Here is a 14480-nt window from a genome sequence, read left to right as displayed (position 1 = left end):
CTTGAACCGGATGGGTCGGCTTATTCGCCGACTTTTTCCACCTGGTTGTATTCCAGATCGACCGGGGTCGCGCGACCGAAGATCGAAACGGTAACACGCAGACGGGTGTTTTCCTCGTCAACGCTTTCGACCGTACCGTCGAAGCTGGCGAACGGACCGTCGGTGACCTTGATCTTTTCGCCGATGTCGAAGTGGATGGTGGGCTTCGGACGCTCGACGCCCTCTTCCACGGCACCGATGATGTTCTGGACCTCACGTTCCGAAACCGGCAGCGGCTTGGTGCCACCAGCGGCACCGAGGAAGCCGGTGACCTTCGGGGTGTTCTTGACCAGGTGATAGGCTTGGTCGGTCATCTCCATCTTCACCAGCACATAGCCCGGGAAGAATTTACGCTCGGAGTTGACCTTACGGCCGCGACGGATCTCGACGACATCCTCGGTCGGAACCAGGATTTCGGAGAAGTTGTCTTCCAGGCCTTGTTGCTTGGCTTGGTCACGCAGGTACTCGGCGACCTTCTTTTCGAAGTTCGAGTAGGCGTGGACGATATACCATTTGTGGCGGGGATTGGCCGCTGCGTCGCTCATGTGCGCGTTTCCTGTTATCCGCCGAAGCTGAGAATGAATTTCGAACCGATGGTGAGGAAGAAGTCAACGACCCAGAAGAAGATCGATGCGATCACCACCATGATGAAAACCATCACCGAGGTGATCCAGGTTTCCTTACGCGACGGCCAGGTGATCTTGCGAGCCTCTGCGCGCACTTCACTGATGAACTGCGGGATAGAGGTCTTCTTCTTGGGCGACGGGGCGTCCACGCTAACCGTAGCGGCGCCTTGGGCTGCTGCAGTCTGGGTCGCCGTGTTGCGGCGGCCGCGCGGGGTCTTCGCCTTGGCCATGTGACGTCTCTTCAATCTCTGGATCCTGTTGCATCACATGGGAAGTCCCGGGCGATTGCAACAGGGGGAATGGCAGGAGTTGAGGGACTCGAACCCACGACCCTCGGTTTTGGAGACCGATGCTCTACCAGCTGAGCTAAACTCCTAGTGTCCCGGACAAAGATCTTCGCGCTGAAAGATATAATCCGGCAGCGCGACCCTCGCCAGAGGGCGCCGTATGCCCGAGCCTCTCGGTCATTTCAAGAGGCCAAACCGCACAAGTTGCGATTAACCCCCGATTTTTTCAGAAAAGTCGCGCAACAGCGCTCGGCTCATAGGCGACTTCGGCCACGACAGCGTCGGGATCGCCGATCTTATAGGTTTGTGCGTGGCTGCGGCTGTCGATCACAGCAACCGCTTCGATTGTTTCGGGAATCACCTTCACGACCACCGACTTGCCCGGCCCCGGTGCCCAGGGCGAAATCTCGGGCGCGCGGGCTAGAATCAAACCCATGACGTGTTCGATTTCAGCCATGTCGGTCAGGACGGCGGCGCGACCATCGATGGAAACGCCCACGGCCTCCCCTTCCTCGGCATCGCCACGGATGGCCACACCGACGCGCGGATCAGCCGCGATATTGGAGGCCTTCTCGCTATCCTTGGCCGTAATGAAATACAGGTTCAGCCCGTCATTCATATAGCCCAGCGTCGCCGCATGCGGGCGGCCGTCCGGACGGTTCACCGCCAGCGTCATCAGGCTCTGCCGGTCCAGAAGCTTGAGAATCGCCAGCGCGGCCCGACCGTGAATCGGCTCGATGTTGGATTGCGCCATAGGTTTTCTCCCGCTTCAGACTTACTCGGCACCCCTGCCACATCAGGGTTGGCTGACCCTTGATCCAAATCAAGGTGAAAAGACAGAGGCTGCTTCATATGGTCTCATGCCTTCACTGTCGCCGAAATCCCCTGCGCCCGCCCCTATCTCGTCCGGATTGATCATCAAGCCGCTGGGACCGGACGACGCGTCTGCGGCTTTCAGTCTGGCGTTATGGGCCAAGCCGGATCTGCAGATGGACCGCTGGGAAAACTTCCTCTGTGACTGGCGGGCAGACCCCGACGGGCGCGGCATTCTGGTTGCTCGTAACCAGCGCGGCGGTACCCTCGGCTTTGTCTGCTGGTGGCGACAGCCGGATCTGGAACATGGCGAAACCGTCTGGGCCGGACAATTCGTCGTGCGCGAAATGGGCGTTCGCCCCTTGGTGCGCGAGGCTCTGGAGAACGAGCTGCACCAGCTGGCCTGCTCTATGCGGGCAGCCCTGCGAATCCTCCCTGAATGGCCAGGCTCGGACAATCGGCCCTATGGCCTTGCACAGCCTTCGCTCTAGAGACTTCGCTGAATCGCTTCGATTATCTGCCTAAAGACACCTATAGTGACGCTCGTGCCCCTGTAGCGCGCTCGGAGATCTGTTTTGAAACCTGACACGCACCTGACCGAGCCGAGCGATATCGCGCTGGAAGACGTCCACCCTTGCGCCAACTGCGGCGCGCGCCCCTTGGGCGTGTGTGCCGACCTTAAGGGTCACGAACTGCAGCACATGGCCTGCAACAGCGAAACTGTCGCTGTCGAAGCTGGTCAGGCCCTGTTCCACGAAGGCGATCCCAATCCTTTCGTCTTCAACGTGGTCGAGGGCGCGGTGAAACTGTACCGCCTGCTGCCCGATGGCCGCCGCCAGATCACCGGCTTCCTGTTCCAAGGCGATTTCCTTGGTCTGGGCAGCCGTGGCCTGTCCACCGTTACGGCCGAGGCCCTCACCCCGCTGCAGGCCTGCCGGTTCAAGCGTGGCGACTTCGACCAACTGCTCAACGCCATGCCCGCACTGGAGCACCGTCTGGTGTCGCTGGCCGGTGACGAACTGATGGCTGCGCAGGAACAGATCGTCCTTCTGGGCCGCAAGACCGCCAAAGAGCGTCTGGCCAGCTTCCTGATCCGTCTGGGCGAGCGCCAGCAGCAACTGGGCGGTGAACAGCACCATGTCGTCCTGCCGATGACCCGTCTGGACATCGCCGACTATCTTGGCCTGACCATCGAAACCGTCAGCCGCGTCATGACCCAGCTCAAGACCTCGGGCCTAATTCGGCTCCTGCCCGCGAACGATATTGAGATCACCGATCCCGACCGTCTGCGCGCCTTAGCCGAGGGCGCGGCTTAAATCCATTTCCCGTCCAAAGGATCAGGGCACCCGTCATGCGGCGGGTGCCCTTTTTCATGCCTTAGAACTTACGGCCTACGCCGACCGAAACCACCCACGGGTCAAGGCTGACGTTGGATTGTAACGCGCCACCGTTGATGCTGGCGTCGGTATCGAACCAGACCTTCTTGGCATCGACGTTCAGCGTCCACGGACCCGACAGGTTCACGTTCGCGCCCGCCTGAAGCGCGACGCCAAAGCCGTCATCGACATCGACGGTAAAGCCGTTTTTGTCCTTGCCCTCGAAGAACGCCATGTAGCTGACACCGGCACCGACATAGGGGCTGATGCGGGCGTTAGGGGCCGGGTGGTACTGGGCCGTCACCACCGGCGGCAGGACCCATGTCTCATGCACGGCCACATCGGTGCCTGCGCCCTTGGCCTTCACCTCGTGCTGGGTGGCCCCGAGGATGCCTTCGACCGCCCAGTGGTCCGAGACGAAATAGGTAAAGCCCAGCGTCGGCATCCAGTCGTCGGACACATCGACATGCAGGCCCGAGGCCGCGCCCGCCGCATCGGTGATCGCATCATCGGCCTGCGGCAGAACACCCGTCATGCGGGCGGTCACGATCAGCGTGCCCTTGCCCACCTGTTCGGGGGCCGGAGCCTGTGCCGAGGCCGCACCTGCGACACACAGAACCGAAGCGGCAGCCAGTAAAGCAGCAGAGGTTTTCATAGACGTCGTCCTCAATACATCACCCGCCGGGAAGGAGACGGGTTCCGATGTCTGAAAACAGCATGCATCGGACTCGATCAGAGGGCTTTGATCTGGCTCAACTATTTGATTTTGTTTTGAAACAGACAAAGAAGAACCCTCCCCGACCGAAGTCGGGAAGGGCTTTCCAAAAGGTCCGTCCGAAGGTCAGGGTTCGGAGCGGCCCTCATCCCCCTCGTCGAACAGGCGGAACTCGTGCCACAGCCCGTTCAACACCCCGAAGGCGACGGCCAGTCCGAGGCCGAGTACCCAGGCGAAATACCACATCAGAGTCTCTCCTCTTTGGCTCAGTACAAATCGGGGTTGGTCTTGAGTGCCGTGGTCGTCGAGCGCCCGAACAGCACCTTATAGACCCACGCCGTATAGATCAGGATCAGCGGCAGGAAGATCACCACGCAGATCAGCATGATGAACAGGGTCAGATGGCTGGATGAGGCATTCCAGACCGTCAGGCTGGAGTTTGCGTCCGCCGTCGAAGGCAGGATGAAGGGAAACATCGAAGCCCCCACGGTCGAGATGATACCCAGCGCCGAGGCCGAAGAACCACCGAAGGCCAGAACTTCATTGCGGCGCATCAGGCCGATCAGGGCCATGACGATACCGATGAAGCCCAGAGCCGGAGCGATCATCATCCACGGATATTTGCCATAGTTGTCCAGCCATGCGCCCGGCGCGGCGACCATGGCCGTACGCAGCGGGTTGGAGGCACCGTTGATGTCAACCTCGCCGGCATAGCGGAATCCCATGTCACCGAAGGCGATGAACAGACCACCGACGGCGAACAGGACGATACCCAGCAGACCCGAAACGACGGCGATCTTGCGGGCACGATCCTGAACCGGACCGCGCTCGGCTTTCAGGCCCAGCCATGCCGCGCCGTGCAGCACCAGCATGGTCACTGACAGCAGGCCGCAAACCAGGGTGAACGGCGTGAACAGGCCCAGCAGATTGCCCTCATAGAAGGCGCGCATGGTGTTATCGAGGCGGAAGGGCGCACCCGACAGGACATTGCCCATGGCCACACCGAACACCAGCGCCGGAACAAAGCCGCCGATGAACAGACACCAGTCCCAGAACGAGCGCCATTTGGCCTCGGGGCGCTTGGAGCGGTATTTGAAGCTGACCGGACGCAGGATCAGCGCCGACAGCACCAGGAACATGGCCAGATAGAAGCCCGAGAAGCTGACGGCATAGACGAACGGCCATGCAGCGAAGATCGCACCACCGCCAAGGATGAACCAAACCTGGTTCCCTTCCCACGTCGCGCCCACGGTGTTGATCACCATGCGGCGCTCCTCGTCCGTCTTGGCGACGAATGGCAGCAGGGCACCGACACCGAGATCGAACCCGTCAGTCAGGGCAAAGGCGATCAGCAGAATGCCGACCAATGCCCACCAGATCACGCGAAGCGTGGCAAAATCGAGAAGCAGTTCCATCTTCGATTATCCTTCTTGGCCCGCCACGGCGTCTTCGCCGTCATACAGAGCCTGCTGTTCCTGTTCGTGGAACGGGCCCTTCTTGATGGTGCGGACGATCAGGCCGACTTCCACCACGGCCAGCGCACCATAAAGAACGGTAAAGCCGACAATGGTGGCCCACAGTTGCGGCACCGTCAGGCTGGAGGCCCCGAGGAAGGTCGGCAGGACGCCTTCAACAGCCCACGGCTGGCGACCGACTTCGGCCAGAACCCAGCCGAACTCGGCGGCGATCCACGGCAGCGGAATGGCCAGAACGGCCAGACGCAGGAACCACTTGGTCTCGTGCTTGCGCAGGGTGCACAGCACGAAGGCCGTCGCGAACAGGCCGATCATCAGGAAGCCGATGCCCGCCATCGCGCGGAACGACCAGAACATCACCGGCACGTTCGGAACGGTGAACCATGCCGCTTCCTTGATCTGCGCGGGCGTGGCCATGCGCGGATCTTCAACGAAACGCTTCAGCAGCAGGCCATAGCCCAAATCGTTGCGGACCTTTTCAAACTCGCCACGGGCGACCAGATCGGTCGGATCGGCCTTGATCTTTTCCAGCTGGTCATAGGCAACAACACCGCGCTCGATACGGTCTTCCGAGATGGCGACCAGTTCGAGGATACCGGCAACGGGCTTGTCCACACTGCGGGTGGCGATCAGGCCCAGCACATAAGGAACCTTGACCTCATAGTGGGTCTGGCGGTCCTTCAGGCTCGGGAAACCGATGGCCGTCAGGCCTGCGGGGGCTTCCTCGGTGTGCCACATGGCCTCGAGGGCGGCGAGCTTCATCTTCTGGTTATCGGTCAGGGCATAGCCCGACTCATCGCCCAGCACGACGACCGACAGCGACGAGGCCAGACCGAAGGCTGCCGCTACCGTCATCGAACGCTTGGCAAACCCCTTGTGCTTGCCCTTCAGCAGATAGATGGCCGAAACGCCCAGCACGAAGACCGAGGCGATCACATAACCGGCCGAGACCGTGTGAACGAACTTCGCCTGTGCCACCGGATTGAACAGCACGGCCATGAAGTCCACGACTTCCATACGCATGGTGTCGGGGTTGAAGGCCGAACCGACCGGATTTTGCATCCAGCCGTTGGCGATCAGGATCCACAGAGCCGACAGGTTCGTACCCAGCGCCACCATGAAGGTGACGAACAGGTGGGCGTGCGGCTTCAGCTTGTCCCAGCCAAAGAACATCAGGCCCACAAAGGTGGCTTCAAGGAAGAAGGCCATCAGGCCCTCAATCGCCAGCGGGGCTCCGAAGATGTCACCCACATAGTGGGAGTAGTAGGACCAGTTCATGCCGAACTGGAACTCCATGGTGATACCCGTGGCGACACCCAGTACGAAGTTGATGCCGAACAGCGTGCCCCAGAAACGGGTAATCGTCCGCCAGATCGGGCGGCGGGTCATCACATAGATCGACTCCATGATGACCAGCATGAAGGACAGCCCCAACGTGAGAGGCACGAATAGAAAGTGGTATAGCGCCGTCAGTGCGAACTGAAGGCGCGATAGGTCTACGACCGCAAGGTCGATCATGACTAAAGGCTCCTGACCGCCGACATTGGACTGTCGGCATTGGCGACACGGTAGCTTAATGTTGCAATACTCGCCTTGATCTTGATCAAAGCCAACCTACGCGCGCGTACCGTATAAATCCGCACGATCCCGTAGCCCCCGGTTGCCAAGCCAGCCGTCAGGACAAGAATGACCGATACCCTGCCCGACAGCCGCGCCACCGCGCGCTGGCTGAAGACCGCCACAGCGGACTGGAAACGCCCCGTTGCCACGGTGTCTGTCCTGACCATGGCCGATGCTGTTCCGGCAGTGGCCTTTGCCGCCGGACTGGGTTGGGCCATGGGATCGGCGGTGGATGCCGTTGGCGAAGGCTTATCCATGCTGGCCGCCGTCGCCCCCGGTGCGGGACTGTCCGTGGCGGCACTGTTGCTGCGCGGGGCGCTGGCCCAGATCACCGCCGGACGCGCCGCCAAGGTCGCCATGCAGGTGAAAAACGGACTGCGCCAACGTCTGGCCCCCGCCGTCCTGTCCGGTCGTCTGTCCGATGCCGCGGCCATGACCGGTTTTGTCGAGGCGGTCGACGCTCTGGATGGCTATTTCGCCAAATTCGCCCCGTCGCGCACAGCCGCTGCCATTGTCCCGCTGATCCTGATCGCCGCCGCTGCGGTCGTCAGCCCATTTGCGGCGGGAATCCTGCTGTTCACCCTGATCCCCTTTGTCCTCGGCATGGCGCTGACCGGCATGGCGGCGGCCAAGGAAAGCCGTCGCCAGTTTGTGGCCATGGAGCGCCTGTCCGGTCTGTTTCTGGACCGTATCCGCGCCCTGCCCGCCATCCTGACGTTTGAGGCCGAGACGCAGCAGACGGGCATCATCGCCCGCGCCTCGACCCAGTTGGCCCAGCGCACGTCCAAGGTCCTCAAGGTCGCCTTCCTGTCCTCGGCCATTCTGGAGTTCTTCTCGGCCCTGTCGGTGGCGCTGGTGGCCGTCTATTGCGGCTTCAATCTGCTGAAGATCCTGCCCTTCCCCGCGCCCGACAGCCTGACGCTGGGCAAGGCCTTCTTCCTGCTGGCCCTCGCACCGGAGGTCTATCAGCCCATGCGCCGTCTGGCGGCGGCCTATCACGAACGGCAGGCGGCAGATTCGGCAGTGCCCAGCCTTCAGGCCCTCTCGGACGCCACGAGCGAAGTCGCCCCCCAGCCGCTAAAGCTCAAAGCCGCGCCCGTCATCCGTTTCGAGAATGTTTCGATCCGCTACGACCAGAATCTTCCTGCGGTCGAAAACGTCTCTCTGGCTCTCGACATTGGCGAAACCGTCGCCCTGATGGGGCCGAGCGGTTCGGGCAAGTCCAGCCTGTTGCACAGCCTGATGGGGCTGGCCCCGATCAGTGCCGGCCGTATCACGGTCGACGGGACGCCACTGGGTCCACATATCGATCTGGTCCCCTCCATCGCCTATGCCGGTCAGGCTCCGATGGTCATTCCGGGCACCATCGAGGACAACATCCGCCTCGCATGGCCCGCCGCCTCCACGCGCCAGATCATGGAAGCCGCCGTCAAGGCGGGCCTGAAAGGCGATCTGAGCCGGATGGTCGATGAACGCGGCGGCGGTCTGTCGGGCGGCGAGCGTCGCCGTCTTGGCCTCGCCCGCGCCTTTCTGAAGCCCTCTGCCATCCTCATCCTCGATGAGCCGACCGCCCATCTGGACCGCGCCTCCGAAGATGCCCTTCTGCCGATCCTGCGACAGGCCATCGCAGGCCGCACCACCCTTATTGCAACCCATAGCGAACAGGTCGCCAAGCTGGCGCATCAGGTGGTGACCCTATGAGCGATCTCCAGCTTCCGACGCAGAACCCGATGCGCGCCCTGATCGCCGCCCAAACCAAGGCGCAGGCCGGACGGCTGGTCGCCGCCAGTGTCTGTGCCGCCCTCGTGTCCATGGCCGCTGTCATCCTGTTGGGGCTGTCGGCATGGTTCCTGACCGCCTCGGCCATTGCCGGACTGGCGGGGCCGCTGGTTGCCAAGGCCTTCAACTACATGATCCCCAGCGCGATGATCCGGCTGCTGGCCATCGTGCGGACCGCCGCCCGTTATGGCGAGCGCGTTACGGGCCATGATGCCGCGCTGAATGCCCTTGCCGCCATCCGTCCCGCCCTGTTTGCAGAAATCACCAAGGCCCGCCCGCAAAAGAGCCTGTCGCTCAGCCGTGGCGAGGCCTCGGCCCGTCTGATGCAGGATGTGGACGCCGTCCAGAACCGCTTTGTCCGCCTGTCTGCGCCATGGGGCGCAGGGGCCGGTATCGGCGCGGGCATCGCCCTGTGCGCCTTCACGGGCTGGACCGTGGCACTGGCCGTCGCCACCGTCAGCGGCCTGTTCATCGTCGCATCGGTCCTGCTGGCTCGCAAGGTCACGCAACAGGCCGGACCGACCTTGAGAACCACCGCCGGTGCCTTCAAGGACAAGATCGGCAGCCTGAGCGCCGCCGCGCCCGAACTGCGGGCCTATGGCATGACGCACTGGGCCTGTGACCAACTGGTAGAGGCCGCGCAGCCCTATATGGCCGCGCGTCGCACCCTGACGGTGGGTATATCGTGGCTGATGACGCTTCAGACACTTGCGATGGCACTGGCCGTCGGCGCGGTGGTGTTGACGGGTGCCCACAGTACGCCCCCGCTGCTGGCCTTGGCGCTGCTGGGCGCCATTGCGACGCTGGATGCCTGCGGCACTCTGGTGGCGGCCATCGGCCAAAACAGCGAGGTCGCCCACGCCACCGAACGCCTCGACGCCCTGCTGGAACCTGCCCCTGCCGTGGCGGACGGTGCGCCCATCCTGCCCCATATCGACATACAGGGGCTGTTCGCCCTGCGGACCCGCAGCCGCCTTGGCATCCACGGCGCATCGGGCACCGGCAAGACCACCCTTGTGGAGCAGTTGATGAAACTGCGCCCCTCCCCCGCCGGATCAATCCGCATCGGCGGCCATGATCTGGCGGACCTGTCGCCCAAACAGGCGCGGGCCATCTTCGCCTATGCGCCCCAGCAGCCGCATTTCATCAATGGCACGGTCGCCGAGAACCTTAGACTGGCCGCCCCCAAGGCTACCGACGACGAACTGTGGGAGGCGCTGGATCAGGCCTGCCTCGCCGACCGCGTCCGCAACTCGCCCCACGGCCTGAAAATGCCCGTGGGCGAGAATGGTCAGGTCCTGTCGGGTGGTGAGCGTCGTCGACTGGGGCTGGCCCGCGCCTATCTTCGCAACGCGCCCTTCCTCGTCATGGACGAACCGACCGAAGGTCTGGATGCAGCGACCGAACGCTTGGTCATCGACAGGCTGCGGAAACGTCTGGCCCTGTCGGGTCAGGGGCTGATCCTGATCAGCCACCGCCCTGCCCCGCTGACGATCTGTCACGACCACGCCGCCGTCGAAGGCATAACCACCGACGGGGCGGTCAAGGTACGCGCGCTTGAAGGCCCACGCCTCCAAACCGTACGTTCGCAGAGCGTTGCTGTTTGATCTATCTCAAGGCAATCGGGACGGCGTAACCTTACGGTCAGTGCAAAGGAGATTTGCACATGGCCTCGTTCAACGCCTTCGTCGTTTTCCCCATCATGGGTGCCTTCGCCCTGTTCATGATGGTGCTCGGTTTCGTGTCGGTCTGGAGCAACCTGCCGACCGACCGCTGATCCCGCCAAGGCGGAACCACCTCCCTGACTAAAGGCCACGCGGGCGTCATGCCGCGTGGCCTTCTTGTTTCCGGTGCCTAGCGTTCGCGCAGAGCCTCACGCGCCTTGTTCAGCGGCTTCAGCAGATAGCTCATGATCGTGCGGCGTCCGGTATTCACTTCCGTTTCGGCCACCATGCCGGGGATGATCGGCAGACGGCGACCGTTCTTGGTCTGGACATAGGCGTTACGGGTCCGGACATAGACACGATAGTACTGCACGCGCTTGTCGTTCTCGTCGGTCAGCGAGTCCGCCGAGATACGTTCCACCACCGCCGGAAGTTTGCCGTAGATCGACGAGTCAAAAGCCGTGATCTTCACATTGGCGGACTGTCCCGGATGGATGAAGGCCACGTCGCGCGGGCTGATGCGCGTTTCGACCAGCAGGGTGTCGTTCAGCGGCACAATCTCCATCAGCGCACCACCGGCAGGCACCACGCCGCCAATGGTCGTGACGCGCAGATCATTGACCACGCCCCGCGCAGGCGAGCGGATGATGGTGCGGTTCAGCTGGTCCACACGGCTGGTGCGGACGTCCTGAAGCGGCTCCAACTCTGAGATGGTCTGACTGTATTCCTCGCGGATGCCCACCTGATACTGGCTGCGGGTCGCGCTGATACGGGTGGTTAGTTCGGCGATCTTCTGACGGATTTTCAGGACTTCCAGCGGGTTGGCCGCGCCGGATTCCAGATAGGGCTCCACCGTGGCCAGCTCTTCGCGTGCCAGCCCCAGTTCGCGTTCCAGGCTGGCGATATTGTCGCGGAAGGCGCGCTGGTTGGTGGTCAGCGCCGCCTGTTCCCCGGCACGATCAACTGCGAGGCACCGCGCGTCTCGGCCTCAAGGCGCGCCGCCCGTGCTTGCAGGGAATCGATGCGGGAATCCGCCTCGCCCACCAGCGATTCCGCCTGAACGGGGTCCAGGGTCACCAGATGCTGGTCGCGTTCGACCACATCGCCTTCCTTGACCTTGAGTTCCTTGAGGGTCCCGGGATCAAAGGTCTGGATGATCATGCTTCGCGAGGAAGGGATCACCTTCCCCTGACCCACGGCCACTTCGTCAATCTGGGCGAACGACGCCCACACCGTCAGGACGACAAAGGCCAGCGCCACGATCCAGACAATGATGCGGGAGCGGGTCGCGCCGCCTTTGGGCAGATCTATGATTTTACCCGACACGGCCTTGCTCCTTGCCCTTTTGTGCAGCCGGTTTGGACAGGGCCGCGATGACCTCGCTCTTCGGCCCATCGAGAATGATGCGTCCCTGATCGACCACGATCAGGCGGTTGACCAGATCGGTCACTGCGGAGCGGTGCGTCGATACGATCAACGTCCGGTCGCCCAGCCATTTGTCCAGTCGTTGCAGGAAGTCGCGCTCGGTCACATCGTCAAACGGCGCGGTCGGCTCGTCCAGAATAAGGATGCGCGGCTTGCGCAACAGAGCACGCGCCATCAGCACAGCCTGACGCTGGCCCGATGATAGCCCCTGCCCGCCTTCGCGGATGACAAGGTTCAGCCCCGCAGGTTGCGACAACAGCAGCTTTGCCGAGCCCAGCTCCGTCAACAGCGCCTTGATCTCGTCGTCGGTCGCGGCGGGCGAGCCGAGTTTGATGTTTTCCTTCAGCGTGCCGAAGAACAGGGCCGAGTCCTGAAGCACTGGCCCGATCGCCTGTCTCAGGTCAAACGGCGCATAGGCCTGTATATTGGCATTATCCAACAGGATGCTGCCGGCCTGCGGATCGGACGCGCCGGCCAGCAGACGCAGCAGGGTCGACTTGCCCGCACCGATCTTGCCGATAATGCCGATGCGCTCGCCCGGCTGGATTTCCAGACGGTCGACCGTCATCGACACCGGCAGTTCCGGATCATAGGTGAAGCGCACACCCTCAAGGCGATAGTGCCCCTTGATCTCGGCATTACGCAGTTGGCCGTCGCCAAGCTGATCGGTCGGCAGCATCAGCAGACGGTCCAGACCTTCCTTGCTGACCTTCGCCCCCTGAAGGCGGCCAAGGATCAGGGCGACCTAAGAAATCGGGGCGATGGCACGGCTGGTCAGGATCGAACAGGCCAGAATGGCACCAAAGGAAATCTGCTGTCCGAACATCAGATAGACGCCCATGGTGACCACGCCGACATAGGCCAGCTGCTGGATCGTCGCGCTCCAGATTTGAAGGCCGTGGGTGATGCCGCGCTGCTTCACACTGATGCGCGAGGTGATGTCATTCACCTGGTTCCAGCGGTGGCGGAACTGCGTCTCGGCCTGAAGGTTCTTGATGTCCTCGGCCCGCAGCACGCTTTCCATCAGGATGGTGTTCCGCATTAAAAGGGCCCAACCACGGCATGGTTGGACCCTCTATGTGTTCAAAATCTGGCAGACCGACGTGTCACTCAGACCGGTTTTCGGGCTCTTCCGGCACTCGGTTTTTGAATAGAAGCTTGTCGATGCGACGGTCATCCATGTCGATGACCTCGACATCAAAGCGACCCAGTTGGAGCACCTCGCCCTCCTCCGGCAGACGGGAGAGGTGGTGAAGAACTAGACCGGCGACGGTGTGGAAGCCTTCATGCTCGCCGAACTCTTCGCCGAGCGCTTCTTCAAGCTCTTCGAGGTCGATCTGGCCGTCAACGATCCAGCTGCCGTCCTCGCGGCGACGGACCGCCGCTTCCTCAACATCGTGGTCCTCGTTGAAGTCCCCCGCGATCATCTCGAGAAGGTCAGTGGCAGTGACAACACCTTCGAAGCTGCCGTACTCGTCCACGACAAAGGCCATGTGAACGCGCGAGGTCTTGAGGATCTCCAGAGCCTTCAGAACCGAAGTCGACTGGGGAATGAAGGCCGGCTCGTTGATAAGCGGCTCTACGTCGATCTTGCCGGTGTCCAGCAGGGCATCCAGCACGTCCTTCTTATGGACCACGCCCAGGGGGCTATCGATGTCATTCTCGCGCGCCACAACGATGCGCGAATAGCCGCAATCGCGGATTTCCTTGCGCAGGGTCTCTTCGCTGTCGCTCAGAGAGATCCAGTACACCTCGTGGCGCGGGGTCATGGCCACGCGGACGGCACGGTCGCCCAGCGTCAGGATCTCTTCGATCATCTCCTGCTCTTCCGGCTCGATAAGGCCCGCCGAGGTCCCCTCGGCGATCATGCTCTCCACCTCTTCCTGGGTGACGTCCGAACCGTCACGGTCCTTGACGCCCATCAGTTTAAGGATGCCCGACGTCGAAGCCGTGAGCAGAAGCACGAACGGCTTCATCACCAGGGCAAGGGTTGAAATCGGCCCTGCCATCTTGGAGGCAATGGTTTCCGGAAAAATCAGCGCCAGACGCTTGGGAACCAGCTCGCCGATGATCAACGAGAAGTAGGTGATGAACACGACCACGATAGCGGTCGAGAGAATGTGGGAATAAGGAGCAAGCGCAGGAACGTACGCTTGGAGCAGGCGACCGAACTCGCCGGCAATGCTGGCCTGACCGTATGCACCGGCCAAAATACCGATAAGGGTGATGCCGACTTGAACCGCCGACAGGAACTGGGTCGGTTCTTCGGATAGCTTGAGGGCTGCGAGGGCTCCCCGATCACCGCGTTCAGCGCGAGCGTGGAGTTTGGATTTTTTGGACGAAACGACCGCAAGCTCGGTCATAGCGAACATGCCGTTCAGCACCACAAGAAGCAGCACAACGACGATAGCGATGGTCAACATCGAAAGGGGTAGAGCCCAAAACGCGGCGCAACCTACGGCATCCGCCCTTTTATCTTAGGGGGCAAACGGCGGCTTCGCCAGTACGGCGCTTTAGACATTTAGGCATTATTACACCTCAATGCACAAAAAAGCCCTCCGGATTGCTCCGGAGGGCTTCTCTATTTTGTCGTCACTGACGGTAAACCGTCAGGGTCGGATCAAAGTGTCGATTACTCGACGATCTTCGAAACGACGCCGG

At 62.0% G+C, this 14480-nt stretch carries 16 protein-coding genes and 1 tRNA gene; 4 read left to right on the top strand and 13 right to left on the bottom strand.

Annotated features, from left to right (window positions below):
• Nucleotides 1-20: 20 nt before the first annotated feature.
• The 4 genes from nusG to Q0Y42_RS12995 form a co-directional block, all read right to left on the bottom strand.
• Nucleotides 21-584, bottom strand: a complete 564-nt coding sequence (gene nusG, locus Q0Y42_RS13010) for a transcription termination/antitermination protein NusG (RefSeq protein ID WP_242914309.1) — start codon at nucleotides 582-584, stop codon at nucleotides 21-23.
• 14 nt (nucleotides 585-598) lie between these two features.
• Entirely contained in the window at nucleotides 599-895 is a 297-nt protein-coding gene (gene secE, locus Q0Y42_RS13005) for a preprotein translocase subunit SecE (protein ID WP_297804478.1), read from the bottom strand.
• Nucleotides 896-965: 70 nt separating this feature from the next.
• A tRNA-Trp gene (locus tag Q0Y42_RS13000) sits at nucleotides 966-1041 on the bottom strand.
• Nucleotides 1042-1178: 137 nt separating this feature from the next.
• The gene (locus Q0Y42_RS12995; RefSeq protein ID WP_297804473.1) at nucleotides 1179-1706 is read right to left on the bottom strand and encodes a pyridoxamine 5'-phosphate oxidase family protein; all 528 of its coding nucleotides are present in this window, start codon (nucleotides 1704-1706) and stop codon (nucleotides 1179-1181) included.
• Nucleotides 1707-1812: 106 nt separating this feature from the next.
• Here Q0Y42_RS12995 and Q0Y42_RS12990 point away from each other — a divergent pair, with 106 nt between their 5' ends.
• Entirely contained in the window at nucleotides 1813-2256 is a 444-nt protein-coding gene (locus Q0Y42_RS12990; RefSeq protein WP_297804470.1) for a hypothetical protein, read from the top strand.
• 84 nt (nucleotides 2257-2340) lie between these two features.
• Complete coding sequence (locus tag Q0Y42_RS12985; protein ID WP_297804467.1) at nucleotides 2341-3081, top strand: helix-turn-helix domain-containing protein; 741 nt, start codon at nucleotides 2341-2343, stop codon at nucleotides 3079-3081.
• 61 nt (nucleotides 3082-3142) lie between these two features.
• On the opposite strand, the gene Q0Y42_RS12980 is transcribed toward Q0Y42_RS12985, so the two are convergent.
• The 4 genes from Q0Y42_RS12980 to Q0Y42_RS12965 all read right to left on the bottom strand — a co-directional run bounded on the left by Q0Y42_RS12980 (nucleotide 3143) and on the right by Q0Y42_RS12965 (nucleotide 6846).
• Nucleotides 3143-3796, bottom strand: coding sequence for an OmpW family outer membrane protein (locus Q0Y42_RS12980; protein WP_297804463.1), 654 nt, complete (start codon nucleotides 3794-3796; stop codon nucleotides 3143-3145).
• A gap of 186 nt (nucleotides 3797-3982) precedes the next feature.
• The gene (gene cydX / locus Q0Y42_RS12975; RefSeq protein ID WP_292050670.1) at nucleotides 3983-4102 is read right to left on the bottom strand and encodes a cytochrome bd-I oxidase subunit CydX; all 120 of its coding nucleotides are present in this window, start codon (nucleotides 4100-4102) and stop codon (nucleotides 3983-3985) included.
• Between the two features lie 20 nt (nucleotides 4103-4122).
• Entirely contained in the window at nucleotides 4123-5271 is a 1149-nt protein-coding gene (gene cydB / locus Q0Y42_RS12970) for a cytochrome d ubiquinol oxidase subunit II (protein ID WP_297804458.1), read from the bottom strand.
• Nucleotides 5272-5277: 6 nt separating this feature from the next.
• Nucleotides 5278-6846 (bottom strand): cytochrome ubiquinol oxidase subunit I, encoded by a 1569-nt coding sequence (locus tag Q0Y42_RS12965; RefSeq protein ID WP_297804482.1) that lies wholly within the window; start codon nucleotides 6844-6846, stop codon nucleotides 5278-5280.
• 171 nt (nucleotides 6847-7017) lie between these two features.
• Here Q0Y42_RS12965 and cydD point away from each other — a divergent pair, with 171 nt between their 5' ends.
• On the top strand, nucleotides 7018-8652 hold the full coding sequence (cydD, locus tag Q0Y42_RS12960) for a thiol reductant ABC exporter subunit CydD (RefSeq protein ID WP_297804455.1): 1635 nt from the start codon (nucleotides 7018-7020) through the stop codon (nucleotides 8650-8652).
• Nucleotides 8649-10337, top strand: coding sequence for an ATP-binding cassette domain-containing protein (locus Q0Y42_RS12955; protein ID WP_297804452.1), 1689 nt, complete (start codon nucleotides 8649-8651; stop codon nucleotides 10335-10337). Before cydD ends, Q0Y42_RS12955 begins: the two co-directional genes overlap by 4 nt.
• 247 nt (nucleotides 10338-10584) lie before the next feature.
• Here the strand turns inward: Q0Y42_RS12955 and Q0Y42_RS12950 are convergent, their stop codons facing one another.
• The 5 genes from Q0Y42_RS12950 to Q0Y42_RS12930 form a co-directional block, all read right to left on the bottom strand.
• The gene (locus Q0Y42_RS12950; RefSeq protein ID WP_297804449.1) at nucleotides 10585-11247 is read right to left on the bottom strand and encodes an HlyD family type I secretion periplasmic adaptor subunit; all 663 of its coding nucleotides are present in this window, start codon (nucleotides 11245-11247) and stop codon (nucleotides 10585-10587) included.
• A gap of 80 nt (nucleotides 11248-11327) precedes the next feature.
• A complete protein-coding gene (locus Q0Y42_RS12945; RefSeq protein WP_297804446.1) occupies nucleotides 11328-11720 on the bottom strand; it encodes a biotin/lipoyl-binding protein in 393 nt (130 codons plus the stop codon).
• Nucleotides 11710-12498 carry an ATP-binding cassette domain-containing protein gene (locus Q0Y42_RS12940; protein ID WP_297804443.1) on the bottom strand — a complete coding sequence of 263 codons (789 nt, stop codon included), beginning with the start codon at nucleotides 12496-12498 and terminating at the stop codon, nucleotides 11710-11712. Before Q0Y42_RS12940 ends, Q0Y42_RS12945 begins: the two co-directional genes overlap by 11 nt.
• A gap of 66 nt (nucleotides 12499-12564) precedes the next feature.
• Entirely contained in the window at nucleotides 12565-12861 is a 297-nt protein-coding gene (locus Q0Y42_RS12935; protein WP_297804441.1) for an ABC transporter transmembrane domain-containing protein, read from the bottom strand.
• A gap of 64 nt (nucleotides 12862-12925) precedes the next feature.
• Nucleotides 12926-14242, bottom strand: a complete 1317-nt coding sequence (locus Q0Y42_RS12930; RefSeq protein WP_297804439.1) for a hemolysin family protein — start codon at nucleotides 14240-14242, stop codon at nucleotides 12926-12928.
• Between the last annotated feature and the right edge of the window lie 238 nt (nucleotides 14243-14480).

It is taken from the genome of uncultured Brevundimonas sp. (assembly GCF_947305955.1).
Lineage (GTDB): Bacteria > Pseudomonadota > Alphaproteobacteria > Caulobacterales > Caulobacteraceae > Brevundimonas.
This window is presented reverse-complemented; position numbering and strand designations above follow the sequence as displayed.